Below are 26,480 nucleotides of genomic sequence, written 5' to 3' on the forward strand. Positions count from 1 at the left end.
GGGTCAAAGCTCCGCGTACAGGCGCCCGGGGTTGAAGATGCCCCGGGGATCGAGTTGTTGCTTCAAGTTCCGGTGGTAGCGCATCAATGCGTCAGGCAACGGTTGGAACGGGCTGTCGATCAGGCCATGGCTGTAGCAGGTCACATGCCCGCCGACTTCTTCCACGATCGAGCGAATGAACGCTGCCTCTGCGTCAGATTTGAGCCAGCGCTGTGCACCACCCCAATCGAGCAACTGACGGCCAGGCAGGGAAAGCCGAGGCGTGTTGTGAGGGACGGACAGGCGCCAAAGTGCCTGGTCCTCATCGAAGAAGCTCAATCGATGTTCGTTGAGATCATCCCAATACGAAGCGTCCAGCAACTCGCCGCCGAGTCGGTCATGAGCCGCCGCCACCGAACCTTCGCCACCCTCAAGCCGCAGGTGCAGGCGCTGCCCATCGTGGCACGCAGCGCTGATCGGCAGCGGCTGTTGCCCCCATTCGGCGAGGCGCAGCAAGGCGCGATCGCTGTCCATGTCCATGTCCAGGCTGATGCTTAAGGTTTGACGCGGCTTGGGCAGGACCTTGAGCGAGACTTCGGTGACCACGCCGAGCGAGCCGTAGCTGCCGGCCATCAAGCGCGACAGATCGTAGCCGGCGACGTTTTTCATGACTTCGCCACCGAAGCGTAAATGCTTGCCATGACCGGTGATAACGCGTGTGCCGAGGACGAAGTCCCTGACGGATCCGGACCAGGGACGCCGTGGTCCCGACAGCCCGCTGGCGATCATGCCGCCGACCGTCGCGCCGTCGCCGAAGGAGGGCGGTTCGCAGGGCAACATCTGCTGCGCCGCGTCCAACACTTCAGCCAGTTCTGCCAACGGGGTGCCGCAGCGGGCGGTGATCACCAGCTCCGTCGGGTCGTAGCTGACGATGCCTCGGTGGCTGCGCGTGTCGAGCACTTCGCCCGCCACAATGCGCCCAAGAAACGCCTTGCTGTTGGAGCCTTGAATGCGCAACGGCGTAGCGTTTTGCAGCGCCTGGTTGACCTGTTCCAGCAGCGAGGCGCTGTCGTCGATATCGTGTTCGCTGCGCATCAGAAACGCTCCAGTTCAGGGAAGGGCAGCTGACCCATGTGAACGTGCATGGCGCCGAACTCGGCGCAGCGGTGCAGGGTGGGAATGTTCTTGCCGGGGTTGAGCAAGCCACTCGGATCGAAAGCGGCTTTGACGGCATGGAACACGGTCAACTCATCGCTATTGAACTGCGCACACATCTGATTGATTTTCTCCCGGCCCACGCCGTGTTCACCGGTAATGCTGCCACCGACCTTCACGCACAATTCGAGGATCTTGCCGCCCAGGGCTTCGGCGCGATCGAGCTCACCCGGTTGGTTGGCATCGAACAGAATCAGCGGGTGCATGTTGCCGTCACCGGCGTGGAAAACGTTGGCCACCCGCAGGTCGTACTCGGCCGACAACGCGGCAATCGCGTGCAGCACACCGGGCAGCTCGCGGCGCGGGATCGTCCCGTCCATGCAGTAATAGTCCGGTGAAAGACGGCCCACCGCCGGAAAGGCATTCTTGCGCCCGGCCCAAAAACGTACGCGTTCGGCTTCATCGCGGGCCTGGCGCACTTCGGTGGCGCCGGCCTGTTCCAGCACTTGGCGCACGCGGTCGCAGTCATCGTGAACGTCGGCTTCAACGCCATCGAGCTCGCACAGCAGAATGGCTTCGGCGTCGACCGGATAACCAGCGTGGATGAAGTCTTCGGCGGCGCGAATGGCCAGGTTGTCCATCATCTCCAGACCGCCCGGGATGATGCCGGCGGCAATAATGTCACCCACCGCGCGGCCCGCCTTTTCGACGGAATCGAACGCCGCCAGCAGCACTCTGGCGGTCTGGGGTTTGGGCAGCAGTTTGACCGTGACCTCGGTGATGACACCGAGCATGCCTTCGGAACCGGTGAACAACGCCAGCAGATCGAAGCCCGGAGAGTCGAGCGCCTGAGAACCCAAGCTTAGGTGTTCGCCATCGACGGTGAGGATGTCGACCTTGAGCAGGTTGTGCACGGTCAGCCCGTACTTCAGGCAATGCACGCCACCGGCGTTTTCCGCCACATTACCGCCGATTGAACACGCGATCTGCGAGGAAGGGTCCGGCGCGTAGTACAAGCCAAACGGCGCTGCAGCCTGGGAAATCGCCAGGTTGCGCACCCCCGGCTGAACCCGAGCGGTGCGGGCGGCGGGGTCGATGTGCAGTATAGAGTTGAAACGCGCCATCACCAGCAGCACGCCTTTTTCCAGCGGCAATGCACCGCCAGACAAACCGGTGCCGGCGCCGCGGGCGACCACCGCGACCTGCCGCTCATGGCAGAGTCGAAGCACGCCTTGCACCTCGTCGATGTGGCGCGGCAGCACCACCAGCATGGGCGTGGTGCGGTAAGCAGAAAGTCCGTCGCATTCGTACGGTTTGAGCTCTTCCTGTTGATGCAGGACTTCCAGATCCGGCCACTGTGTGTGCAGGGCTTGCAGCAAGGCAGCTCTGTCGACATCAGGCAGGACGCCGTCGACGCGTTCATCGTAAAGAATGTTCATAGTCGGTTGACGACCCTCAGTTGTTTTTATAGGAGGTCTGTGTCCGTTTACCACTGACTTGCATCATTGGCCTGAGGCGTTCTACTGTCTATGTGTTGTTTGGCTGGTCGAACCAGTTTTTTATTCGATGGCTTTTTATTAGTTAAAAAAAACGTTTTTAAAACATAAGCTTATGTTTGAGTTTGAACATTTGTAGTTTTGGCAGTGAGACTGGTCATACCAGTTGGAGAGTCGATGGAAAGGGCAGAAACGAGCCGTAATCCACAAGTCGCAGACGTGGTCTGTGAACGCATAGAACGGCTGATCGTGGACGGGGTACTCAAGACTGGGCAGCTATTGCCGTCGGAGCGTCGTCTGACCGAAAAACTCGGCGTTTCCCGCACGGCACTTCGCGAGGGCCTGAAGCTGTTGCGTGCTCGCGGGATTATCAAGACAGAGCAGGGTAAAGGTTCATTTGTAGCCGACCTTTCGGGTCACGGTGCCGCGTCACCGTTGATGCACTTGTTCAGCTCACAACCCCGCACGCTCTACGATTTGTTCGAGGTTCGCAGTCTGCTCGAAGGCGAGTCCGCACGTCTGGCGGCGTTGCGCGGAACCGACGCCGACTTTGTCCTCATCACCCGCAGCTACGAGGCGTTGCTCAATGCCCATAGCCGTTCGCTGGAGGCGTCCGAACACGCCCGGCTCGATCATGCGTTTCACCTGGCGATTTGCGAGGCTTCGCACAACCCGGTGCTGGTTCAGACCTTGCGCTCGCTGACGGACTTACTGCTCAACACGGTGTTTGCCTCGGTCAATAACCTCTACCACCGCGAGCCGCAAAAACGTCAGATCGACCGTCAACATGCGCGGCTCTACAACGCCGTCACCGGCCGTATGCCGGAGCAGGCACGCAAGGCGGCCATCGCGCACATCCAGAGCATCTGCGAGAACCTCAAGGAAATCGAAAGCGAGGAACAACGTTTGGTTCGGGCCACGCTGCGACTTGAGGGGTGGGCGTAATGCCCGGGCGGTGAGCCCGGGCTACGTCAATCAATGCCCGCCCACCACCATATGGCTGAACGGCGCCACATACGCCTGCAACGTCACCAAGCCACCGACCAGGATGGCCAGGATGATCGAGTGGAAAAACACATAACGCAGGATTTCCCCTTCATGCCCGTACCAGCGCGTGGCGGTCGAGGCCACCACGATCGACTGGGCGTCGACCATCTTGCCCATGACCCCGCCGGAACTGTTGGCGGCCGCCATCAACACCGGGCTGAGGCCCAATTGCTCGGCAGTAACCCGTTGCAAGCCGCCGAACAGCACGTTTGACGCCGTATCCGAGCCGGTCAACGCCACGCCGAGCCAGCCGAGCAGGGTGCCGAACATGGGGTAGAAAATGCCCGTCGCGGCGAAGGCCAGGCCCATGGTCGCGTCCAGACCCGAATAACGAGTGAGGAAACCGAGGGCGAGCATGGCGGTAATGGTGATCAGTGAATAGCGCACCACCCACAGCGTTCGCAGGTACTGGTGGATCAGTTGCGGAATGGAATAACCCATCAGCAACCCGCCGAGGATCGCCGACAGCAGGATGCCGCTACCGGTGCTGGTGAACCAGGTGAACTTGTAGACTGCGTCCTCGGTTTTAGGTGCGGGCACCACGGGCGGGACCTTCTCGATCTGCTGGTGGATCGTGGTGAAAGTCACGATCGGAGCGAAGATCGGGTTCGCTTCGCGCATCGGTTTGCCTTGAGGGTCGAGCTTGGCCGAGTGGGTGGCCGGATCAATCGCCGGGCGGGTATCGAACATGTTTTTGAAGCCCTGGGTTCCCCAGGCGAACACGAACACGGTGAGGATGATCCACGGCATCCACGCGCGCATCACAGCAGGCTTGGCATCGCTGGCAAAGGCCGCGCTGGCGACGGGTTTTTCGTCATGCTCTTCGGCTATTTTGGAGTTGTCGACGCGCCCGGACAGCGCGGCGGAGGTATGCACGGTGGCCGGTTTCCAGACCCTGAGGAAACCGGTCAGGCAGGCCATGGAAATCAGCGCGGCGATCACGTCCACCAGCATCGGTCCGTGGTAGTTGGACACCAGGAACTGCGGCACGGCGAAACTGACCCCGGCCACCAGAATCGGCGGCCAGATTTCCAGCATCTTGCGCCAGCCGGCGAAGGCCCAGATCAACCAGAACGGCACGATCACCGAGAAGAACGGCAGTTGCCGGCCAACCATCATCGACAGCTCCATTTCATCCAGCCCGGTCACCTTGGCCAGGGTGATGATCGGCGTGCCCAGCGCACCGAACGCCACGGGCGCGGTGTTGGCGATCAACGCCAGGCCAGACGCGGCCAGTGGCGAGAAGCCCAACCCGATCAGAATCGCCCCGGTCACCGCCACCGGCGTACCGAAGCCTGCGGCTCCTTCGAAGAAAGCACCGAAGCAGAAGGCAATCAGCAGCAATTGCAGGCGTCGATCGTCGGTGATGCGCGCCAGGGAATCCTGCAGCACTTTGAACGAGCCGTTCTCGGTGGTCAGCCGATGCAGGAAAATGATGTTGAGCACAATCCAGCCAATGGGCAGCAAGCCGTTGGCGGCGCCGTAAAGTGCGGCCGAGCCGGCCATGTTCGCCGGCATGCCGAACGCGAAGATCGCGATCACCAGCGCGGAGGTCAGGGCCAGCAATGCGGCCAGATGCGCCTTGATATGGAAAAACGCCAGGGCTGCCAGCATCACCACGACCGGCACTGCTGCCATGATGGTTGAAAGTATCGGATTGCCGAACGGATCGTAGACTTGCTGCCAGACCATGTTCCACCTCTGCTTTTTATTGTTGGGAGTGCAGACCCCGTGGGGACGGTGGCTTCTAGTATAGGTGGCATTACGCCGCTGTCCTGGCAGGCCTTTCAGTGGGCCGCACTGAGCTAACATGGCCAATGGGTAAATGCGCTACTCGGACTTCAACGACGGGAGAAATGCAGCCATGACTGAACGCCATATGCACCACAAGGAAACGCTGTCGAACGGATGCAAGATCGAGGTCAAAGCCGAGATATTGAGGGACGGCTCGCTGAAGATGTTCATCGGCGTTTACCGGCCGGACGGCACGGTCATAGAGGAAGACAACAAGCCATCCCCGCATCTGCTGGATATGGAAGACGCCTTTGACTGGGGAATCAAAAACGCAAGGGACGTCGGAAACGGTCAAAGAACCCTGTAAGGCCACGCTTTGGACACCCTCATGAAAAAGGCGACAACCACCATGAAGAAAGAGCAGGTCGGTGCTAAGGAAGAAGAGGGAGGACCTTCGGCCTCTCAGCTGATAGACGCGAGAATCAAAGACCTGGGAGATTGGCGGGGCGAGACGCTCGCTCGGGTCCGAACGCTCATCCAGCAGGTCGACCCCGACGTGGTCGAGGAATGGAAGTGGCGGGGGGTTCCAGTGTGGTCGCACGCCGGAATCATCTGCACCGGTGAGACCTACAAGCAGGTCGTGAAGCTGACGTTTGCCAAGGGCGCCTCGCTGGAAGACCCTTCAGGGCTTTTCAATGCCAGTCTTGAAGGCAACACCCGACGTGCCATTGATTTGCATGAGGGGGACAAGCTTGATGAGAGCGCATTGAAGGCGCTCATTCTCGCCGCTGTGGCGCTCAACGCCTCGGCACGCGCGGCCGCTCGCACCAAACCGCCTGTGAAATCCTGATTCGTCTTCGCCGATCTGCCAGTCGAAAAGCACGCTGACGAGATGACCGCAATTGAGGTCTCTCGTCATGGCGTGTGAAGCGCGTTGTCGTACAACGCGGCTCAATCATCAAATCACCCATACCCTGTGTTTAACACCCGAAACGTCAAAAGGCTAACGGCCCCACAACCAGCAGCACGCGTACGAAATCGCAATGTTAACGGGCGGTCTTTGTCGAGACGAACGGCTATTTTTCAGATTGACAGCCTAGTAGTGAACTCGATATAAAAGGCATGGTTGTACGACGACAGACGATCATCGGCTGTTAAACACTAAAAATAAAAACGAGTGTCGGCCCCATCATGAATTCAATCCTCCCGCGCGCCTCTCTGAATACCGCTTCTTATGATTTCAGTGTCCGAGCAGTGCCCACGCTAATGAGCTGAAACCGGGCTGTGGCGCGGATTCATCGCGTTTTGCCGATGCTCTACGACACAATTGATCTCGCTTGAAACCGAGAGATCATCACCATAATCCAACAATAAAGTGATGCCATGAATCTGAACGAGCCCATCAATCCGCAACGAATCGGCCAGGCTGTCGGCAAGTACCGCTGGACGATCTGCGCGCTGTTGTTTTTTGCTACCACCGTCAATTACCTGGACCGTCAGGTACTGAGTCTGTTGGCGCCGGATCTGTCGACGCAATTTGGCTGGAGTAACACCGACTACGCGAACATCGCCTCCGTCTTTCAATTTGTGTACGCGATTTCCATGCTGTTCGCCGGCCGCTTCGTTGACAAGATCGGCACCAAGACCGCCTATGTGGTAGCGATCGGCATCTGGTCGACCGGCGCGATCATGCACGCCTTTGCGGTGCCGATGGGCGAGGGTATTGCCGGCATCAGCAGCGCCTTGGGCCTTGCCGTCATCCCGGTTTCGATCGCAGGTTTCATGCTGTCGCGCGCCGTACTGGCGATCGGCGAAGCGGGTAACTTCCCGATCGCGATCAAGGCCACTGCCGAATATTTCCCGAAGAAGGAGCGTTCCTTCGCCACCGGTATCTTCAACTCCGGCGCCAATGTGGGCGCGGTCCTGGCACCGATCTGCGTGCCGCTGATCGCCGGTATATGGGGCTGGGAAGCGGCGTTCATCGTGATCGGTGCGTTGGGCTTCGTTTGGGTGGCGGTGTGGATTGCACTGTACGAAAAACCGGAGCAGCAAAAACGCCTGTCGGTGCAAGAGCTGGCCTATATCCGCAGCGATCAGGGCGCGCAAGCACTCACCGGCACAGACTCGGGTGCTGCGGCCAAAAAAGTATCGTGGTTCAAGTTGCTGACTTACCGCCAGACCTGGGCCTTTGCCTTCGGCAAGTTCATGACCGACGGCGTGTGGTGGTTCTTCCTGTTCTGGCTTCCGACCTATCTGTCGGCGCAATACGGCATGAAGGGCCAGGCCATCGTGTTGCCGCTGGCCGTGCTGTACAGCATGACCATGGTCGGCAGTATCGGCGGCGGCTGGTTCCCGAGCTATTTCATGTCACGCGGCGACGCGCCGTATGACGGTCGTATGAAAGCCATGCTGGTGATCGCCTTCTTCCCGCTGCTGGTGTTGCTGGCGCAGCCATTCGGTTACATCAGTTTCTGGGTGCCGGTGCTGCTGATCGGCGTGGGCGCATCGGCGCATCAGGCGTGGTCGTGCAACATCTTCACCACCGTGTCTGACATGTTCCCGCAAAAGTCCATCGCGTCGGTGGTCGGCATTGGTGGTTTGGCCGGCGGTTTGGGCGGGGTAGTGATGACCAAGACTGGCGGTTGGGTGATCGACCATTACAAACTGATCGGCGATATCCATACCGGCTACATGATCATGTTTGCCATCTGTGCGGTGGCCTACCTGGTGGCGTGGAGCGTGATGAAGGCGCTGGTGCCACGTCATAAGGAAATCACCGATCTGTAAACGGCTGGCACGACCCAGTGAGCCGAAAAGCGGGGTACACGACGACTATTTTTGTCGGCGCGTACCCCAGGTGACTGGCGATAGCATTTTTCCATCCTGCCACGCCTGCGACAGGACAAAATCGTTCTAAAAAGCCCGCCTTGCGCTTTGGAGTTTGTACTATTCTTGAAGTTGTAGGTGAAGACGCAGACTGATGCGCAAGCGGATGGCGAGGAAACGTGGGGCGCGTTCCGAAGGGTACACGGTTAGAAAGATCTCCGCGCTGAGATCCAGCCCTTATGCCGTGTGAAGCAGGACAGCACAAAACTGTTCTGTGGGAGGCCTGATAAACCTTGTAAGCCGGAGACCAGCGCCGGCCACCTACTCGATTTACAAAGTCCGCCTTGTGCGGGCTTTTTCGTGTCCGCGGGATTCGTTTGTATCGGAACGTATCCCGCGCACCTGCAGCTACCTTCGCATACAAAACCAGGGCCTTGGCGACACTTGCGCGATACACGGCGGCCTCCAAATAGAGCCACCGCATCCGCGGCAAGCTCCGCGCGCATTCCCGCGCACAGATTGGAGAAATGCCATGTCCCGTTTCAACCACCGTATTTTTGCTGGCATGCTCGGCGTCGCCGTTGCTGCGGCACTCACTGCCTTCGCGGGCCTCTCTCAAGCACAAGAGGCGCCGCCAGTAAAAAGCTGGCAGGCGGGCCTTCACCGCACCGATCTGCTGCGCCAGGACCTCGACGTCGCCGGGCGTGAGGTGATTCAGGTCCGCGTTGATTTCGAGCCGGGTGTGGTGTCCCCCAAACATTCGCATCCCGGGGTGGAAGTGGCCCACGTGATTGAGGGCACGTTTGAATATCAACTCGAAGGTCAGCCCCCTGTAACGCTCAAGGCTGGCGATTCCTTGTACATCCCTGCAGGCACTGCGCACGTCGCGAAGAACGTCGGCGCGAGCAAGGCGTCTGAGCTGGCGACGTACATTGTGAAGAAAGACACGCCACTGGTCGTGCTGGAAAAGTAAACGAGGTATCGGGTTATCAGCGGTCACGACGCACTGCCAACGCGCGGCTTCCCAGCGCGATGGCCAGTGCGACAGCGATCAGCACCAGCGCCACGGCGAAGGTGATCCGCATACCGCTGGCAACCGCTTCGGGTCGCGCCGTTGCAATGTCGACCGAGGCCGATGCGAGCGCGAACACCGCGCCCAAGGCGGACGCCCCCGTGATGAGCCCCAGATTGCGTGACAGGTTGAGCATGCCGGAGATGACGCCTCGCTGGTCCGGCTGAACATCTGCCATGACCGCCGTGTTGTTGGCTGTCTGGAACAGGGCATAGCCGAGGGTTATCACGACCATCGGCAAGAGGTAGCCGCCGATGCCGAACGTCTCCGGCAATACCGACAGCGTGAGGCATCCAGTCGCCATTGCCGCGAGGCCGACGAGGGTCATGCGTTGGGCGCCAAAGCGGTCGGCAATACGGCCGGCGGGCACACCCGTCAGTGCCGCGACAAACGGCCCGACTGACAAAACCAGTCCAACCAGAACCGCATCGAGCCCCAGCCCATGCGCGAGATAGAAGGGCCCGACCACGAGCGTCGCCATCATCACTGTCGCGACCAGCAGGCTCATGGCGAGGCTGCCACTGAGCACGGGATCGCGGAACATCGCCAATCGAATCAACGGTGAGGTGACTCGAGCTTCGGCGAACACGAAGAGGCCAACGCCGACACCCGCCGCCAACAGCAAGGCGATGTTGAACGGACCGAAACTGCCTCGCCCAAGGGTCATGGCCAGCGCATAAGCGGCGAGCGTCAACGCCAGCAGCAGTGTGCCCAGCGGGTCGAAGCCGGCGCGATCGGTCTTGAGCTTCTGGCGATCGGCAGGCAAGTAGCGATGCGCGAGCACCAGCGTTAGTAAGCCCAGCGGTACGGTGATGAGGAAGATCGCCTGCCAGCCAAACCCGCCAATCAGCAGGCCGCCGAGCGACGGCCCCATCGCGGTGCCAATCGCCGACATCGTCCCGAGCAAGCCCATGGCGCTGCCGGTTTTTGCCTTCGTCACCGTCTCGCCGACAAAGGCCATGGTCAGCGCCATCATGATTGCCGCACCGATGCCCTGCAGCGCCCGGGCGCCAATCAGCAGCCAGAGCGTGGGCGCAAAGCCGCACAGGGCCGACGCCAGGGTGAACAAACCGATACCGGCCAAGAGCAGCCGCCGACGGCCAGTGATGTCACCGAGCCGACCGACACTGACAATAAGGGTGGTAACGGCCAGAAGGTAGGCGAGGACGATCCACTGCACGTGCTGGAAGGAGGCGTTGAACACCTGGGCCAAGGTCGGCAAACCCACATTGGCGATGCTGGTGCCGAGCGAGGACAGCAGCATCGACAACGAAAGACTGGCCAGCGCCCACCGAACCGACGGTGTCTGTTGCGCACGCTCTGCGATTGCACTGAGTGATTTCATGCTGTTCCTCTTCTCTGGCCACTCCCGAAGCGGAGCTATCAGAAATCTACGCCCCGGCCTAACATGGCGGAAGGCGCACCGTTTGCACTTGATACGTGCGTTTAACGCCATATCACTCTGCCACGGGGCACCGCATGTCCACTCCTGATTTCAACTTGCTGATCACCCTTGATGTGTTGCTCGCCGAAGGCAGCGTGGTGCGCGCCGCCAAACGCTTGCGACTGAGCCCGTCGGCGATGAGCCGGGCACTGGCTCGATTGCGTGAAACCACCGGCGATCCGCTGTTGGTAAGGGCCGGGCGGGGACTGGTGCCCACCCCGCGAGCGCTCGAACTTCGCGAGCGGGTCAGTCAGCTGGTGCAGGACGCCGAAGCGGTCCTTCGGCCTGCCGAGCAACCCGACCTCAAACTGCTGAGCCGCACGTTCACGCTGCGCACCAGTGAAGGTTTTGTCGAGAATTTCGGCGCGGACCTGATTGCCCGCGTCGCCGAGCAAGCCCCTGGCGTGCGGCTGCGCTTCATGCACAAACCCGACAAAGACAGCGCGTCACTGCGCGACGGCACGGTCGATCTGGAAACGGGTGTGGTGGGGACAGCCGCTGGCCCGGAGTTGCGTACCCAGGGCTTGTTTCGGGATCGTTTTATTGGCGTCGTGCGAATGGGGCATCCGCTGAGCGAAGGCGAGATAACCCCCGCGCGTTATGCGGCAGGCAACCACATCAGCGTCTCTCGGCGGGGGCTCGACAAGGGACCCATTGATGAAGCCCTTGAGCTCCTGGAACTGGAGCGGCACATAGCAACAATCGTTGCAGGCTTCTCCACTGCGCTGGCGCTCGCCCGAGCCACTGACCTGATCGCCAGCGTTCCCGAACGCCACACCGCTAGCCTGCGCGCCGACATGCACAGCTTTGCACTGCCGTTGTCTCTTCCGGCGTTCACCGTCGCCATGCTCTGGCATCCGCGGCTGGATGCCGACCCTGTGCATCGCTGGTTGCGGGGTTGCCTTCGAGAGGTTTGTTTTGAGTAAAAAATTGTCAGATTTGATCTAATGTTAATTATTGAAACAGGGGGTGTTTCACTCGTGTAACTATTGCATGACTATTCTGGTTCTATAAGTGAGTAATTTTGGTATAAAAATACTTTGAACTTATTAATATATAGGCGGTAGCTGAAAGCCTTTGTCGCAAATGGGAATTAACTGCTGATGCCATTAAATGGCGCGACGCTATCAATGGTGGCCATTAACTAGTAGTGAGTGTGGTTGTAACTCTTGAGTTACTTAGTGCGTATAACATGATGAAATATAAGTAATTATTTTTTACGATGATCAGGCGCTTTATTGCGCTGAAACGCGGTGAGCAAGGCGGGATCCAATTAAGGATGATGGCGAAATATTGACGGTCTATATATCAAAAAATAACTTCATAATAATACTGACGTTTTTCTGTTGCGGTGCTAGTGTTTCTAACTCGTCTTCATCGTACTTGTCTGTCTGCAGAGGCCGTGCGTCATGCCGACTCCAACTCCACGAATTGCAATACTGGGTATTAGAGCTCCAAGCTTGAATAGTCCAGAGCTTGAACACTTTGCCGATATAGCCAGCTTGTTGGCTGCCCCCGCCTTCGATGTCGTGCTGCTGGACCTGCCAGCCGCTTACGCAGGGCGGGTGCTTCGAAAGTTGCGCTCGATTCCCCCTTATCGCTACAGCCTCATTTACTGTTGCCGTGATCAGAACGGCTGGTGTGAAGCCTTGGGTGATGGTGCGTGCCCTGTCGATTCCAGCGAAATAAGAACCCTCTGGGGCGTGTGGCAAGAACGCTACAGGTTGTTCAATCAGGGTTCTGCCCCTGAGCGTTTCGAAAGTCGGGTGCTTTCGTGGTTGTGGTTGCGCGACAACGCGCACATTTATGCCCTGCGAGACCCAGAGGTGCCTCAGCATTATCGCTACCCACTGCTGGACGCCCTGGCTGATAACGAGCAGGTCAACTCGTTTGTCTGGCTCAGCTTGATGGTGCAGCAGGACTGGCTGCAAGAGGGGGTCCTGGTCGATCGCGTTCGCCTGTGTTCGGAGTGTGGCTCGGGCCGGCTCAATTACATTGATGTGTGTGCCGAATGCCAGGCCCTGGACATTTCACGGCAGCCTTCATTGCACTGCTTTACCTGTGGGCATGTGGGGCCACAGGAAAACTTTCTCAAAGACGGGGTGTTGTTGTGCCCCAACTGCTTGAACCGGTTGCGCCATATCGGCAGTGATTACGACCGTCCTATGGAAAACTATCGTTGTCGCTCATGTCAGGCGTTTTTTGTCGATGCCGACGTGCAGGCGCGCTGCCTGGACTGCGGCCTGTCACACACGCCTGACAAGTTGCGAGTACGCGAGGTCAGGGATTTTCGCCTGGCCGAGGCCGGCCGTTTCCGCTGCCGCCAGGAGTTCAGCGATCAAACGGTCCATCACTTCGGTCGACTCAATCTGTTAGGCGGCAAGGATTTCTATGACCTGCTGACCTGGCAGATGCAGGTCGTACGCCGCTACCAGACGCCTGCCTTCTCACTGCTCGGTCTGCGCTTCGTCAACCTGGCCGGTACGTTGACTCGCCTGGGTGAACATCACGGTCATGCCTTCATCGATAGCGTGGCCGAGCGTTTGAAAGAAACCGTCAGGGACACGGACCGCTGCTCTCGAAGTACCGAAGAGTACTTCTGGATCATGCTTCCGCATACCGATGACAAGGGCCTGGAAACCGTCAAACAACGCTTGAGCCGGGTCGCCGAGTTGTTTTCAGCACCGGAGGTCAGCGACATTTCCTTGCGTGTCGTCAGCATCACGGCGCCCCAGGATCTGCTCGAACAGGAAGATGGCGAACTACTACTGGCCCGTCTGGCCAGTGAGTTGGCGTGACCGCCATGAGTCCTTTCCTGGAGCAACTCCTCAGCGCACTCGGCGGGCTCATGGGGCCGGATGGTTTGAGCCGGGTGTTTTTCATGCTTTTCCCTTTGTTTCTGATCTTTGAGTTGCCCCTGATGATCATGGTGATGCTGGGGGTATTGCGCTGGTTCGCACGTCGGCGTACCCGTGTACCGAAGATCAGTGTCTATCGGCCCAAGGTCTCTTGCATCATTACCTGCTACAGCGAAGGGATGGACGTTCAGACCACGCTGTTAAGCCTGTGCGAGCAGACGTACCCCGGCCACATCGAGATGATTCCGGTGGTGGACGGGGCCACGATGAACCAGCCGACGCTCAGCGCCGTGCGCAGTTTCAACGTGGATCCGCAGTTGTACCCCAGACGCCATTTGCGCCCGATCGCCAAATGGCAGAGGGGCGGGCGGGTGTCGTCATTGAACGCCGGCCTGTCGCTTGCCAGCGGTGAAATCGTGATGGCGCTCGATGGTGACACGTCCTTCGACAACAACATGGTCAGCTCCATCGTGCGCCATTTCGAGGACCCGTCGGTGCCAGCGGTCGCGGGTAGCCTGCGAGTGCGCAATGTGTGGGCTTCGTGGGTGACCGCGATGCAGGCGCTGGAATACCTGTTATCCATCCACATGTCGAAAATCGGTCTGGCCGAATGGAACCTGGTCAATAACGTTTCGGGGGCCTTCGGGGCATTCCGCCGCAGCTTTCTGGTGAAAATCGGAGGCTGGAACACGCACACCGCGGAGGATCTGGACCTGACGTTGCGCATCAAAAGTTACTTCAAGCGACACGACTTGAGGATTCCCTTTGAGCCGGAAGCGATTGGACACACCGATGCACCGTCGACGCTCAGTCAGTTTCTGATGCAGCGCTTGCGCTGGGATGGCGACCTGTTTTTTCTGTACATCAGAAAACACAACCACAACATCAACCCCAGCTTGTTGGGCTGGCCGACCTTTCTGATGATCCTGCTCAGCGGCTTCTTTTTTCAGCTGGTGCTGCCGTTTCTCATCTTCAGCTACACGTTGCTGGCGCTGTTTGTTCTGCCGGGCAAGACGCTGTTGTTTCTGTTTGTACTGATCTATGCGCTGTACCTGACGATCACCGCGATGTTATTCGCCGCCATGTTGTTGATGGTGTCCGACCGACCTGCAAAGGACATGGTCCTGGGGTTGTTGGTGCCTTTCTTCCCGCTGTTCATGCTACTCCTGCGGTGCTGGAGCGCAGTGGCCATGCTCAACGAGATCTTTCGCCGGGGCCACGAAGAAAGCTCGATGGCGCCGTGGTGGGTGCTTAAACGAGCCACGAGGTTTTGATTATGCGATCGATACTTCTGCTTCTGACGTTGTCGTTGCCGCCGATGATACTGGCCGCACAAACTCTGCCGGCTCAGGCGGCGGTGGCGCCGTCGAGCCAATGGTCCCAGGCCAGTTATGTCTGGGACAGCGAAGCGTTGCTCGATCCCGATCAGCGCAAGGCGGAGCTCGAGCAACTGCGTAAAGCCGGGATGGACAAGATCTACCTTGGCCTCAAGTCCGCCCAGTTGAAAGACTTTGCCAAGACGCGCCAACGGTTGGAACAATTGCTGCAGGACGCGGCCGGCAAGGGGGTGCAAGTCAGTCTGTTGCTCGGCGATCCGGCCTGGATCGAGCCGCAGGAACGCCATCAGCTCACCGATTTACTGGCGAAGCTGAAGGGGCTTTCATTCACCAGCCTGCACCTGGACCTGGAACTCGAACAACTGGGCGTGCCGGTCCCGGATCAGCGCTTGAAGGACTTGCTCGATACCTTGCGCGCAGCCTCCGCAGCCAGCCCATGGCCGGTAGAAATCTCCAGCCATCATCGTTGGTTTGCAGAGGCAAAACCCGGAAAAACCTGTCTGCCGTGCGCGCTTCCCGAGGCGGGCGTGCGTCAGGTCAGCCTGATGATCTATACCCGCAACCCGAAAAACAGCGCACGAATGGCAGAGCAGATCGCCCAACGTTGGCCTGATCTGCAGTTTCGCCTGGCGCAAAGCACGGAGCCGCAACTGGATTCCACAGAATCCTGGGCCGGCGCGTCGACTGAGCAGTTGCAGCACCAGACCAATGTCTGGCGCGAACAGCTGCAACCACGGGGAATTGCCGGCATTGACTGGCAAGCCTGGCGAGACTTTCCAAAACGGTGAGCCGTCATGAAGATTCGATTCGACAGTCGCAAAGAACTGAACCCCACCCAGGAACAGGGTTTGACGGTGCTGTACGCACCGGGCAAACGCATGGCGTTTCGCGTGCGTTGGTATTTGATCCTGTTCCTGGTCGCGAGTCCCTTGATCTGGCTGGGAGCGCGGCTGACTTACGGCCTGGTGATGATCGACGCGCCGGCGCAATTGCGCCTGCCGATTCTTGAGGTACGCGCACGGGATGCCGGTCGGGTCGATCAGCTGTTCGTCATGGCCGGGGAGCAGGTCCAGATCGATCAGCCGTTGGTCAGTCTCGACAATCCCGAATGGCGTGCGCGGCTATTGCAGCTCGCCGCGATGCCGACCAAAACGGTGCCCACCAACAACACCAAACTGGACACCAGGGAGCGTCAGTTGCTCAGAACCCGAGTGAGCAGGACGGAGGAGCGCGTGCAGGTGCTTGAGGACCTCGTTGTATCAGGCGCAGTCTCTCGTGGAGAAGTGCTGGCCGCCCAGTCCGAACTCGACGCTTTTAAAGCCGACCTGTTGGCGTTCGAGCGCCGCGAACAACTGGCTCGTCAGTCGCCGCTGAGCGTTGAGCGCGAAATTATTCAACAGACCGCCGAGCAACAGTGGTTGAAAACGCGACTCGCCGCGTTGTCGGTCAAGGCTACCCAGAGCGGTCGAATTGCGGAGGTGTTGGTCACGCCCGGCGAAAACGTCGGCGCCGGAACGTTGTTGATGCGCCTTGAGCGGCTGGAAGAGCCCCTGCTGTGGATTTATCTGGAACCGCTGAACATCAGCTACGCCGCGATTGGCCAGCCGCTGCGCGTGCGCATGCCCGATGGCGAGTGGTTGGCGGCCCATGTTGTTCAGGCCGTCGACAGCGCCGGTCGCACGCCGACGGTGTTGCGTGGGCCGTTCGCTGCCAGCGAAATGGGTTTGCAGGTCGCCGCCCGGTTTGATCGCCCCCTGTCGCCGCGCTGGAGAATCGATCAACTGCCGTTGAATGTTCGTTTTCCGACCGACTGGCAACAAATGCTCAGTAACAGCCGTGAATTCATCGAGCAATTAGGCGACTTCATTGCAATGGATCGAACACCCACCACTGCGCCGGGGAGTAAATAAATCATGACTGCTGATCGAATTCTTGTGACGGGCGGTGCCGGTTTTATCGGTTCGCACCTGGTCGAAGCACTGCTTGAAAGCGGTTATAGCGTTCGGGTTCTGGACGATCTTTCCAGTGGGAAACTGTCGAACCTGCCGATTGATCGCTGCCATTTGACCCTGGTGGTGGGGGATGTCGCCGACGCGCCGACGGTGGAGCGGGCGATGAAAGACTGCAGCGCGGTGGTGCATCTGGCGGCGGTGGCCTCGGTGCAGGCGTCGGTCGATGACCCGATCGCGACTCACCAAAGCAACTTCATCGGTACGCTGAATATCTGCGAAGCCATGCGCGAGGCTGGCGTTAGACGGGTGGTTTACGCGTCCAGTGCGGCGATCTATGGCAACAATGGCGAGGGCATGGCAATTACCGAGGACACGCCCAAGAATCCGCTGACCCCGTATGCCGCCGACAAGCTGGCCAGCGAACATTTCCTCGATTTCTACCGACGCCAACACGGTCTCGAACCGGTCATTCTGCGGTTTTTCAATATTTACGGACCCCGTCAGGACCCTTCATCGCCTTATTCCGGTGTCATCAGCATTTTCAGCGAGAGGGCGCAAAAAAAACTCCCCATCACGGTTTACGGTGATGGGGAGCAAACAAGGGATTTTGTATACGTCGATGACCTCGTAAAGGTCCTGGTACAGGCGGTCGGTGAGTCAGAGCCGATTATCGAACCGGTCAATGTCGGGTTTAACCGATCCACTAGCGTTAACGAATTGGCGGCGACGTTAAGCGAGCTTTTGGGACGGTCCCTGACATTGAATTACGACGCGCCACGTTCCGGGGATATCAAACATTCGCGAGCGGACAACAGTCGCCTGCTTGAGCGTTTTTCCTTGAAATCACCGACCTGTTTTGCCGAGGGCCTAGGGCAGCTGCTCAGAAGTATTGATTCCGGGGGGCGGTAGCGGCGAGCTCAGTCGCAAGCAGGTGCTCCTCCAGCACATCGCTCAAGAATCGGAACTGATCATTTAGCCCAATCACTTCATTGTTGAAGTGATTGGCGGCGGACGGCATCAGCAACGCCTCGAAGTTTTTGTCGAACACCAGTTCGAACGTTTTGCGCGAAACGAAGGACTGGGAATAGTAGTTATTGCCGAACACCGCAAAGCTTACCGCCAGGGTCACGGAGTGAATCATGACGTGTGCTCCTCGGACAGGACGTACCAGGAAAAAACGCTCAGTGTGACGGCCATCAGGGCCAGGCAGGTCAGGAGATGGATAATCATGATTCGCCCCTCCGATGCGGGGTTTTGCGTTGGGTTAAGGCTGATCCTACGCTGACGGTTTTTACGCGGAAGGCATTCGTGGCGATGGTGAATATCGACATAAGTGATGGTGAGATCTTCGCCGTCTGATCCGGCCCCTTCGCGAGCAAGCCCGCTCCCACATTTGGCCCGCGGCGCTCACAAATACTGTGTCCACTGAAGATCAAATGTGGGAGCGGGCTTGCTCGCGAAGAGGCCCTTAAGAACACCCTCAACCCCAAGCGAACAAACACCGACACCTATACTCAAATTAATAGACCTTTGAACACCGGACATCCCGTTCGGGCAAGTCTGTAGGAACCGCGATCTTGAACCTGCGTTCGCTGATCGTCGCCGTGTTGGTGGTGTTGGCGGGATGCGTCACGACTGAGCGTGCCCCGGTGGAAGTGGTGCCGGTGATCATTTCCCAAAGCACCTGGCAGATGGTGGACCAGGAGATTGTTTCGGCGTCGCAATCGGCCACCGAGCAGACCAGAATCTACGCGCGCGGTGCCATGGATTACTGGCGAACGCGGGTCTATCAACTGACCGAAGAGAACTTCATTCCCTGGTTCAGCAGTTACTGGACCCAGGAATGGCTGTCGATGAAAGTCAGCTGGTACACCCTCAGCGCCAAGGGCGAGCAGGATGCCTCGGCCAAGCGCCTGGCGGCCTATCTGCTGGAGCAATACCAAGAGCGTGTGCTGGCGCCGGTCGCAGTGGAGATCGATCCCGATGCCATTCTTGGCCTGGCAACGGCGTTCTACGTGGACATTCTTCAGGAAGAACTGCAGAAAATCTCCCAGCGTCACGGCGTGCCGATGGCCCAGCTCAATGGCCGAATCCAGAAAATCCCGGCGATCGCTCTCGGGCCGCCGCCGGCCCGGGATGCTTCGCTGTATCAAGTGGTGCATACCCAGCCGCTGAATACCTTGCCGGCCTACGCGGCGCTGATCGAGAAGATCCACAAGGCGGGCGGTGACAAGGGGGTGGCTTCGACAGACACCGCCATGGCGCCGGTGGCCAAGCGCGCCAGTAAACGGATGGAAGCCGAAATGGTCCCGCGAGGTGCGGTCAGTGCTGTGGCCGCTGCAGCGGGCAAATTGGCCGGGGGCTTGATTTCTGTGGGTGTGGCGGGGATCCGCGCGATTATCCAGGCCAATGATCGGCCTGACAGCGAGGCACTGATTCGCAGCAGTCTGGGTAACACGTTCGACAAGGCCTGGCTGAAACTGGTGCAAAACCCGACCACCGGCGTGATGGCCGGTACGTTGTACATGGCGGCGCAGATCGAGGGCAATCTGGCGGGGAACGCCGAAGTACCGTCGGTCAGTTCGGGCAGCGGATCTGTCGATTGGGGGCCGGCGGAATCGACTAACCAGCAGATCGCCCCATAACCCAAGGAGAACGACCATGTCTTACGTTGATGGCTTCATTGCAGCCGTACCCACCGCCAACCGCGAAAAATTCAAGAAACACGCCGAAACCGCCGCTGTCATTTTCAAGGAAAGCGGCGCCCTCAGCGTCGCCGAATGCTGGGGTGACGATGTCCCTGACGGCAAAGTGACCTCGTTTCCCATGGCAGTAAAACTCAAGGAAGACGAAACCGTGGTGTTTTCCTGGATCATCTGGCCAGACAAGGTCACCCGCGATGCAGGCATGGAAAAACTCATGACCGATCAGCGCATGCAGCAGGACGTCAACCCGATGCCGTTCGATGGTCAGAGGCTGATCTTTGGCGGGTTCGAAATGATCGTAAAAGCCTGAAACCAACGACAGGATCACTCCGGTGTCGGGGTGATCCTGCAACTCTTGCGATTACGAATCTCGCTGTCCGTCGGCCGCTCTTTGACGAACTCGAAGCGCGGCTCACCTTCGTTGTAATGAACCAGCCAGCCCCATTCCAGCTCGGACTCATCCTGACCAGGTTTCGGTGGCACGGCCCACCATGGTTCCTTGCTGATGATCTCGCGCATGGCCCCCTCCAGTTGAATCGTTTGCATGAACTATAACTTGGATGTCAGGAGGTGCCAGATATGAGCGACGAATCCCATGAACCGTTAAAACGACTGTTTTTTGCCCTGAACTGCACACCCGAGCAACGTCGGGCCATTGCCCAATGGCGCAGCGCACTTGAGCTCAGGAGCGGACGCCCGGTGCCGGTGGAAAACTTTCATCTGACGTTGATGTTTTTGGGCGCTGTCGAGGTGGCGAAAATCGCCGATATCTGCACAGCCGCTGCCAATATTCGAACGCCGGGTGTGCCTTTGAGGGTTGCGCTTGATCGGCTGGATGTCTGGCGCAGGGCAGGGGTGTTGGTGCTCGCTCCGGAGCAGGCATCACCGGAGTTGCTGCGGCTGGTGTATGCGCTTGAGCAGGCAATGCTGCCGTTGGGGTTTGAGGATTCGCCGAAGGAGTTTCGGCCGCATCTGACGCTGATGCGTGATTACCGAGTGCCGGTGCCTGAGTCCGCAACGCCGCCCGAGTTCTATCTGCGGGCCGATCACTTCAACTTGTTCGAATCCCATAAGGGCCGCTACCGAGCGCTGGCCGAATGGCCGCTCGTTCCATCATAAAAAAAAGGCGCCCGAGCAGGGCGCCCAAATTCACCTTAACCGAGGAAGCCAGGTGAGGCCGTTCTACAGATAGGAGTGCAGCGGTGGTAAGGCGCTGCGTGAACGGAAAACAGAATTCAGGGTGTCCACAACCCCCTGTAGGAGCTGTCGAGTGCAACGAGGCTGCGATCTTTGGATCTTGATCCGGAAAAAACAAGATCAAAAGATCGCAGCCTCGTTGCACTCGACAGCTCCTACAGAAGCGGATTTTCGTGGTTATTTACCGAGCTTCACCCGCGTCCAGCCGCGGGTCATCACCCGCTGAACGCCAATCGGCATATCCGGAATGGCATACAGCGTCGCCATCACAGCCTGCGACGGATACGACCCCGGATCATCCCGAATCGCTTCATCCACCAAAGGCGTGGCCGCCGCGTTGGCGTTGCTGTAGCCGATGTTGTTGGTGATCTCGGCGATGATGTCCGGGCGCATCAGGAAATTCATGAACAGGTAGGCGTTTTCCACGTTTGTCGCGTCCCGGGGGATAGCGACCATGTCGTAGAAACTGCCCGCGCCTTCCTTGGGAATGCTGTAATCGACCTTCACCTTATCGCCAGCTTCTTGGGCGCGCGCCTTGGCTTGCAGTACATCACCGGAGTAACCGACCGCCACGCAGATGTTGCCGTTGGCCAGGTCCGAGATGTATTTCGAGGAATGGAAGTACGCCACCGAAGGACGAATCTTCATGAACAGCGCTTCAGCTTCGGCAATCTGCTCCTTGTTCTGCGAGTTCACCGGGTAACCCAGATAGTGCAGGGCGGCCGGGAGCATCTCGGTCGGCGAATCAAGGAAACTGATGCCGCAGGCTTTCAGCTTGGCGGCGTTTTCCGGTTTGAACAGCAAGTTCCAGGAGTTGGTCGGCGCGTTGCTGCCGAGCACTTCCTTGACCTTGTCCGGGTTGAAGCCGATGCCGATGGAGCCCCACATGTACGGGAAGGCGTGGCCGTTATCCGGGTCGCTGGCGGAAGCATTTTTCAGCAGGACCGGGTTGAGGTTTTTCCAGTTCGGCAGCTTCGACTTATCCAGTTCCTGATAGACGCCAGCCTTGATCTGCTTGGCCAGGAAACTGTTGGACGGCACGACGATGTCGTAGCCGGATTTACCGGCGAGCAGCCGTGCCTCAAGGGTTTCATTGCTGTCGAACACATCGTAGGTCACGCGGATGCCGGTCTCGTCTTCGAACTTCTTGACGGTATCCGGGGCGATGTAATCCGACCAGTTGTAGACGCGCAGTACCTTGTCATTGGCCTGGGCGCCGGTGGCCATTGCGCCCAATAAGGACAGTGTCAGCAGAGTCCTGCCAAACATTTTCATCGGTACAACTCCATTTCTCTTTTTATTCAAAATCACACAGCAAAAATGCAGTGAACACACAACCCTGTAGTAAGGGGATTTACCTGTAGTGAGGGGATTTATCCCCGTTCGGCTGCGAAGCAGTCGTAAAACCATCACACGCGGTGTGCCTGATACACCTTGGTTGCAGGTTTTGGGGTCGCTTCGCGACCCAACGGGGCGGTGCGACGTTTCGATAAATCCCCTCGCCACAGAATCTCCCTCGCCACAGTTAACTCAACAGCCTAGGCCGTCGCTTCTACCATTTGCTTTTTAGGTTGCTGCCAGGACTCGCTGGCGGTCTGGTCCATGGCTTCCTGGATCGCACGTTTACGGGTCGCTTCGGCGCGGCGGCTGAAGAACCAGACCATGAAGGTCACGATCGATACGGCCAACAGAATCAAGCTGGCCACGGCGTTGATCTCAGGCTTCACGCCCAGACGCACCGCCGAGAACACTTCCATCGGCAGGGTGGTGGAACCCGGGCCGGACACGAAGCTCGCCAGTACCAGGTCATCCAGCGACAGGGCAAATGACATCATGCCGCCGGCCGCCAGTGACGGCGCGATCATCGGAATGGTGATCAGGAAAAACACCTTGAACGGCTTCGCCCCGAGGTCCATGGCCGCTTCTTCGATGGACAGGTCCAGCTCACGCAAACGCGCCGAGACCACCACCGCCACATACGCCGCACAGAACGTGGTGTGCGCGATCCAGATGGTGACGATGCCACGTTCCTGCGGCCAGCCAATCAGTTGTGCCATGGCCACGAACAGCAGCAACAGCGACAGACCGGTGATCACTTCCGGCATCACCAACGGCGCCGTCACCAAACCACCGAACAGCGTGCGGCCTTTGAAGCGAGTGACGCGAGTCAGCACAAACGCCGCCAACGTCCCCAGCGCCACCGCAGCAATCGCGGTGTAGCAGGCGATTTCCAACGAGCGCACCACCGAGCCCATCAGTTGCGAGTTATCGAGCAGGCCCGCGTACCACTTGAACGACCAGCCGCCCCATACGGTTACCAGTTTCGAGGCGTTGAACGAGTAGATCACCAGAATCAACATCGGCAGGTAGATAAACGACAGGCCGAAAATCAGCATGAACTTTGCAAATCCGAAGCGTTTCATCCCCGTGCCTCCATCTCTTTGGCCTGGCTGCGGTTGAACAGCAGAATCGGCACAATCAGGATCAACAGCATCACCACTGCCAGAGCAGACGCCACCGGCCAGTCGCGGTTATTGAAGAACTCTTGCCACAGCACGCGACCGATCATCAGGGTCTCCGGGCCACCCAACAGCTCCGGAATCACGAACTCACCGACCACCGGAATGAACACCAGCATGCAACCGGCAATGATGCCGTTCTTGGCCAGCGGCACGGTGATTTTCCAGAAGTTGTTGAAGTTGCTCGAACCCAGGTCCGAAGCGGCTTCCAGCAGGCTTTGATCGTGCTTGACCAGGTTGGCGTACAGCGGCAACACCATGAACGGCAAGTAGGCGTAAACCACGCCGATATACACGGCCGTGTTGGTGTTGAGGATCTCGATCGGGTGGTCGGTCAGCCCGGTCCACATCAGGAACGCGTTGAGCAAACCATTGTTGCTGAGGATGCCCATCCACGCATAAACGCGGATCAGGATCGCGGTCCAGGTCGGCATCATGATCAACAGCAGCAGAACGTTTTGCGTTTCCTTGCTCGCTTTGGTGATCGCGTAGGCCATCGGGAAACCGATCACCAGGCACATCAGCGTGCTTAAAAACGCGACCTTCAACGAGCCGAAGTAGGCCGAGATGTACAACTCATCTTCGGTCAGCAGCGAGTAGTTGCCGATGTTCAGCAGCAGCTGAAATTTCTGCTCGGCGAAGGTGTAGATTTCTGAGTAAGGAGGAATGGCCAGGGCCGCTTCCGAGAAGCTGATCTTCATCACCAGGAAGAACGGCAGCATGAAGAACAGGAACAGCCACAGGAACGGAATCCCGATGACGAGCTTTCGACCACTCGGCATCAGCCACATAAACTGCTGATTGAGTGTTTTCATGAGCGCAGTACCACGCCGCTGTCGTCTTCCCACCACACGTAGACTTTATCGTCCCAGGTCGGACGTGAACCACGGCGTTCGGCGTTGGCCATGAACGACTGCACAACCTTGCCGCCAGGCAGCTCCACGTAAAACACCGAGTGGCCGCCGAGGTAGGCGATGTCATGCACCTTGCCGCTGGACCAGTTGTAACGGGTATCGGGTTTGGTGGTGCTGACCAGCAGTTTTTCCGGGCGGATGGCATAGGTGATCGACTTGTCCTGCACCGAGGTACTGACGCCGTGACCGACGTAAATCTTCTGCTCCAGGTCCGGGCTGTGAATGATCGCGTGACCTTCAAGGTCTTCCACAACCGTGCCGTCGAAGGCGTTCACGTTGCCGATGAACTCGCAGACCATGCGGCTGACCGGCGCCTCATAAATGTCCACCGGGCTACCGATCTGCGCGATCCAGCCGAGGTGCATGATCGCGATGCGCTGGGCCATGGTCATGGCCTCTTCCTGGTCGTGGGTCACCATCACGCAGGTCACGCCGACCCGCTCGATGATCTCCACCAACTCCAGTTGCATCTGCGAACGCAGCTTTTTATCCAGCGCGCCCATCGGTTCGTCGAGCAGCAACAGCTTCGGACGTTTTGCCAGGGAGCGAGCGAGCGCCACACGCTGACGCTGACCACCAGACAACTGATGGGGTTTGCGTTTGGCGTACTGGGTCATGTGCACCAGGCGCAGCATCTCTTCGACGCGGGCGTCGATTTCGCTGGCGGACAGACGATCCTGCTTCAAGCCGAAGGCGATGTTCTGCGCCACCGTCATGTGCGGGAACAGCGCGTAGGACTGGAACATCATATTGATCGGCCGTTCGTACGGCGGCATGTCGGTGATGTCGACACCGTCGAGCAAAATCCGTCCTTCGGTCGGGCGCTCGAAGCCTGCGAGCATGCGCAGCAGGGTCGATTTTCCGGAGCCGGAACCGCCGAGCAGGGCGAAGATTTCCCCTTGATGGATCTCAAGCGAGACATCGTCCACCGCGGTGGTTTCGTCGAATTTCTTGGTGACGCGGTCGATTTTCACCAGCACCTTTTTCGGTGACTGGTGACCTTCAAGAGCCTTCCTGTAGATGCTGGAGGCGTTTGCCATGTGAAACTCCCAACAGGTTTCAGTCGTCGGGCCAACGCGGCCTGACTTAATAGTTGATTACAAGCCCGAACTGTACGACGCCAGTCAATTCAACGGTGATCCCCTGTGGGAGCGGGCTTGCTCGCGAAAGCGGTGTATCAGGCAGCATCAATGTCGACTGACACTCCCTCTTCGCGAGCAAGCCCGCTCCCACCCTGGAATTGCGTTTGGCTCACTGGCATCGCCCGGCCTGGGCTTATTCGGCGCCGCCGTCCTGGCTGCCTGGTAGTACTTGTTGTTATTGCAGTGTGTTGTTTTCGCGAGTCACGGATGCGCAAAGGCACACCCGCCAGCCTCACGGGGGCAGTAAATTGATTAATCGAGTGTTAAGTCAGCGCTTGTTACGTAACACCGCCCGTCGCCGGCACGCGTCGCCAAACGCCTGGAAAATACTCAAATAAGGAGGGTTCGACAGAACCTGCCATTCCGGGTGCCACTGCACACCGACGGCGAAGGTCGGGCTGTGTTCAACCGAAATCGCCTCGATCAAGTCGTCCGGCGCAATTGCTTCGGCGCGCAGTCCGGGAGCCAGTCGGTCGATGCCCTGACTGTGAATCGAATTGACCTGGAACACTTGCGGCAAATCCAGCGCCTCGAACACACCGCCCGGTTGCACGTTGACCGCATGCGCCGGTGCGTATTGCACCGCCAGGTCCGGATGATTCGCTTCCCGGTGATCCAGCATGCCGGGGAGTTCGTGGACCTTCTGATGCAGGCTGCCACCGAACGCCACGTTCATTTCCTGAAAGCCCCGGCAGATGCCGAGCACCGGAACGCCCGCCGCAATGGCCGCACGCAATAAGGGGAGGGTGGTGGCGTCCCGTTGCGGATCGTGATCCGTGCCGGGGGCGCTGTCGGGGCCTTGATAGTGGAAAGGTTCCACATTCGAGGGTGAGCCGGTCAGCAGCAGACCGTCGAGCTGCGCGAGCAGGGCATCGATTTCGGTCAGATCGCCTAAGGAAGGAATGACGACCGGCAGCCCCGAAGCCGCGACGCTGACAGCACGCAAGTACTTGTCGCCGCTGACATGGTAGGGGTGCAGGCCAATCTGTTTGACGCACGCTGTAACGCCGATCAATGGCTTGAATGCCATTTTTATCACCTCGAAGTTTCACACTTGAACGAGCTTTTCCGGAGCTTAGCCTTGTTGATTTTAATTAACAACT

At 58.7% G+C, this 26,480-nt stretch carries 25 protein-coding genes; 14 read left to right on the top strand and 11 right to left on the bottom strand.

The genetic code is table 11. From position 1 onward, the window contains the following. Nucleotides 1-3: 3 nt before the first annotated feature. Together glcE and glcD are read right to left on the bottom strand one after the other, a co-directional pair. Nucleotides 4-1,074 (bottom strand): glycolate oxidase subunit GlcE, encoded by a 1,071-nt coding sequence (glcE, locus tag E3W21_RS28215; protein WP_134422884.1) that lies wholly within the window; start codon nt 1,072-1,074, stop codon nt 4-6. Next, nucleotides 1,074-2,573: a glycolate oxidase subunit GlcD gene (glcD, locus tag E3W21_RS28220; protein WP_134422886.1), complete on the bottom strand. Its 1,500-nt coding sequence runs from the start codon at nt 2,571-2,573 to the stop codon at nt 1,074-1,076. The genes glcE and glcD overlap by 1 nt, the downstream gene beginning before the upstream one ends. A 234-nt stretch (nt 2,574-2,807) precedes the next feature. Here glcD and glcC point away from each other — a divergent pair, with 234 nt between their 5' ends. Next, nucleotides 2,808-3,575: a transcriptional regulator GlcC gene (gene glcC, locus E3W21_RS28225; RefSeq protein WP_123368913.1), complete on the top strand. Its 768-nt coding sequence runs from the start codon at nt 2,808-2,810 to the stop codon at nt 3,573-3,575. 30 nt (nt 3,576-3,605) lie between these two features. Here the strand turns inward: glcC and E3W21_RS28230 are convergent, their stop codons facing one another. Then, complete coding sequence (locus E3W21_RS28230) at nt 3,606-5,369, bottom strand: L-lactate permease (protein WP_134422888.1); 1,764 nt, start codon at nt 5,367-5,369, stop codon at nt 3,606-3,608. A 172-nt stretch (nt 5,370-5,541) separates the two neighbouring features. On the opposite strand from E3W21_RS28230, the gene E3W21_RS28235 reads away from it, so the two are divergent. The 4 genes from E3W21_RS28235 (at nt 5,542) to E3W21_RS28250 (ending at nt 9,210) form a co-directional block, all read left to right on the top strand. Beyond that, entirely contained in the window at nt 5,542-5,778 is a 237-nt protein-coding gene (locus E3W21_RS28235; protein ID WP_129444980.1) for a hypothetical protein, read from the top strand. 42 nt (nt 5,779-5,820) lie between these two features. Next, complete coding sequence (locus tag E3W21_RS28240) at nt 5,821-6,261, top strand: DUF1801 domain-containing protein (RefSeq protein ID WP_218570156.1); 441 nt, start codon at nt 5,821-5,823, stop codon at nt 6,259-6,261. 533 nt (nt 6,262-6,794) lie between these two features. Next, nucleotides 6,795-8,198 carry an MFS transporter gene (locus E3W21_RS28245; protein WP_134422890.1) on the top strand — a complete coding sequence of 468 codons (1,404 nt, stop codon included), beginning with the start codon at nt 6,795-6,797 and terminating at the stop codon, nt 8,196-8,198. A gap of 571 nt (nt 8,199-8,769) precedes the next feature. Then, entirely contained in the window at nt 8,770-9,210 is a 441-nt protein-coding gene (locus tag E3W21_RS28250; RefSeq protein WP_129444977.1) for a cupin domain-containing protein, read from the top strand. A gap of 16 nt (nt 9,211-9,226) precedes the next feature. Here the strand turns inward: E3W21_RS28250 and E3W21_RS28255 are convergent, their stop codons facing one another. Then, nucleotides 9,227-10,654: an MFS transporter gene (locus tag E3W21_RS28255; RefSeq protein ID WP_134422892.1), complete on the bottom strand. Its 1,428-nt coding sequence runs from the start codon at nt 10,652-10,654 to the stop codon at nt 9,227-9,229. Nucleotides 10,655-10,788: 134 nt separating this feature from the next. Here E3W21_RS28255 and E3W21_RS28260 point away from each other — a divergent pair, with 134 nt between their 5' ends. The 6 genes from E3W21_RS28260 to E3W21_RS28285 all read left to right on the top strand — a co-directional run bounded on the left by E3W21_RS28260 (nt 10,789) and on the right by E3W21_RS28285 (nt 17,809). After that, nucleotides 10,789-11,679: a LysR family transcriptional regulator gene (locus E3W21_RS28260; protein WP_134422894.1), complete on the top strand. Its 891-nt coding sequence runs from the start codon at nt 10,789-10,791 to the stop codon at nt 11,677-11,679. A gap of 483 nt (nt 11,680-12,162) precedes the next feature. Continuing rightward, nucleotides 12,163-13,551, top strand: a complete 1,389-nt coding sequence (locus E3W21_RS28265) for a diguanylate cyclase domain-containing protein (RefSeq protein ID WP_134422896.1) — start codon at nt 12,163-12,165, stop codon at nt 13,549-13,551. Nucleotides 13,552-13,556: 5 nt separating this feature from the next. Next, on the top strand, nt 13,557-14,885 hold the full coding sequence (locus E3W21_RS28270; RefSeq protein WP_129444973.1) for a glycosyltransferase: 1,329 nt from the start codon (nt 13,557-13,559) through the stop codon (nt 14,883-14,885). A 2-nt stretch (nt 14,886-14,887) separates the two neighbouring features. Further along, nucleotides 14,888-15,736 (top strand): hypothetical protein, encoded by an 849-nt coding sequence (locus tag E3W21_RS28275; RefSeq protein ID WP_129444972.1) that lies wholly within the window; start codon nt 14,888-14,890, stop codon nt 15,734-15,736. 6 nt (nt 15,737-15,742) lie between these two features. Further along, entirely contained in the window at nt 15,743-16,858 is a 1,116-nt protein-coding gene (locus tag E3W21_RS28280) for an HlyD family secretion protein (RefSeq protein ID WP_134422898.1), read from the top strand. Nucleotides 16,859-16,861: 3 nt separating this feature from the next. Continuing rightward, nucleotides 16,862-17,809: an NAD-dependent epimerase/dehydratase family protein gene (locus tag E3W21_RS28285; protein WP_129444970.1), complete on the top strand. Its 948-nt coding sequence runs from the start codon at nt 16,862-16,864 to the stop codon at nt 17,807-17,809. On the opposite strand, the gene E3W21_RS28290 is transcribed toward E3W21_RS28285, so the two are convergent. After that, nucleotides 17,781-18,041 carry a hypothetical protein gene (locus tag E3W21_RS28290; RefSeq protein ID WP_046049286.1) on the bottom strand — a complete coding sequence of 87 codons (261 nt, stop codon included), beginning with the start codon at nt 18,039-18,041 and terminating at the stop codon, nt 17,781-17,783. The two genes, E3W21_RS28285 and E3W21_RS28290, sit on opposite strands and share 29 nt — an antisense overlap. A 436-nt stretch (nt 18,042-18,477) precedes the next feature. Here E3W21_RS28290 and E3W21_RS28295 point away from each other — a divergent pair, with 436 nt between their 5' ends. Continuing rightward, nucleotides 18,478-19,545 (top strand): hypothetical protein, encoded by a 1,068-nt coding sequence (locus E3W21_RS28295; RefSeq protein WP_134422900.1) that lies wholly within the window; start codon nt 18,478-18,480, stop codon nt 19,543-19,545. A gap of 16 nt (nt 19,546-19,561) precedes the next feature. Next, a complete protein-coding gene (locus E3W21_RS28300; protein WP_134422902.1) occupies nt 19,562-19,915 on the top strand; it encodes a DUF1428 domain-containing protein in 354 nt (117 codons plus the stop codon). A gap of 14 nt (nt 19,916-19,929) precedes the next feature. Here the strand turns inward: E3W21_RS28300 and E3W21_RS28305 are convergent, their stop codons facing one another. Beyond that, nucleotides 19,930-20,124: a hypothetical protein gene (locus E3W21_RS28305; protein WP_129444967.1), complete on the bottom strand. Its 195-nt coding sequence runs from the start codon at nt 20,122-20,124 to the stop codon at nt 19,930-19,932. 60 nt (nt 20,125-20,184) lie between these two features. Between E3W21_RS28305 and thpR the strand changes: the two genes are divergently transcribed. Beyond that, nucleotides 20,185-20,724: an RNA 2',3'-cyclic phosphodiesterase gene (gene thpR, locus E3W21_RS28310; protein ID WP_134422904.1), complete on the top strand. Its 540-nt coding sequence runs from the start codon at nt 20,185-20,187 to the stop codon at nt 20,722-20,724. Nucleotides 20,725-20,979: 255 nt separating this feature from the next. Here the strand turns inward: thpR and E3W21_RS28315 are convergent, their stop codons facing one another. The 5 genes from E3W21_RS28315 to E3W21_RS28340 form a co-directional block, all read right to left on the bottom strand. Continuing rightward, a complete protein-coding gene (locus tag E3W21_RS28315) occupies nt 20,980-22,077 on the bottom strand; it encodes a polyamine ABC transporter substrate-binding protein (protein ID WP_134422906.1) in 1,098 nt (365 codons plus the stop codon). 263 nt (nt 22,078-22,340) lie between these two features. Then, nucleotides 22,341-23,225, bottom strand: a complete 885-nt coding sequence (locus tag E3W21_RS28320) for an ABC transporter permease subunit (protein WP_134422908.1) — start codon at nt 23,223-23,225, stop codon at nt 22,341-22,343. Next, nucleotides 23,222-24,103, bottom strand: coding sequence for an ABC transporter permease subunit (locus tag E3W21_RS28325; protein ID WP_166793878.1), 882 nt, complete (start codon nt 24,101-24,103; stop codon nt 23,222-23,224). The genes E3W21_RS28320 and E3W21_RS28325 overlap by 4 nt, the downstream gene beginning before the upstream one ends. Before the next feature lie 29 nt (nt 24,104-24,132). Further along, nucleotides 24,133-25,275, bottom strand: coding sequence for an ABC transporter ATP-binding protein (locus E3W21_RS28330; protein WP_056745152.1), 1,143 nt, complete (start codon nt 25,273-25,275; stop codon nt 24,133-24,135). A gap of 370 nt (nt 25,276-25,645) precedes the next feature. Continuing rightward, nucleotides 25,646-26,407: a gamma-glutamyl-gamma-aminobutyrate hydrolase family protein gene (locus E3W21_RS28340; protein WP_134422912.1), complete on the bottom strand. Its 762-nt coding sequence runs from the start codon at nt 26,405-26,407 to the stop codon at nt 25,646-25,648. Nucleotides 26,408-26,480: the final 73 nt, after the last annotated feature.

The organism is Pseudomonas sp. F01002, assembly GCF_004402115.1.
GTDB classification, from domain to species: Bacteria; Pseudomonadota; Gammaproteobacteria; order Pseudomonadales; family Pseudomonadaceae; genus Aquipseudomonas; species Aquipseudomonas frigoris.